1 pseudogene is annotated in these 289 nt (G+C 57.8%); it reads right to left on the bottom strand.

What is annotated here, in order from left to right:
- A pseudogene (locus HK20_RS12645) lies at positions 1-289 on the bottom strand (DDE-type integrase/transposase/recombinase); the annotation flags it as partial.

Below are 289 nucleotides of genomic sequence, written 5' to 3'. Positions count from 1 at the left end.
CTGTCACCAACCGTGCCGACCGAGGCGTCTATGTCAGCCAGCGCCAGGCGTTCGGTGTAGCGGATCGACAGGTATTGTGATCCACGGTCCGAATGATGGATCAGCGCCTTGTTTCCCGTGGGCTTTCGTTGCCAGATGGCCTGTTCAAGGGCATCGAGCACGAACTGGTGGTCATGGAAGTCGAGACCTTCCAGCCCACGATCCTGCGGGCGAACACATCAATGACGAACGCCACATAGACCATGCCATTCCAGGTCTGGACATAGGTAAAGTCCGAGACCCAGAGCTG

The sequence above is a fragment of the Acetobacter sp. DsW_54 genome (assembly GCF_002153575.1).
GTDB lineage: Bacteria > Pseudomonadota > Alphaproteobacteria > Acetobacterales > Acetobacteraceae > Acetobacter > Acetobacter fabarum.
This window is presented reverse-complemented; position numbering and strand designations above follow the sequence as displayed.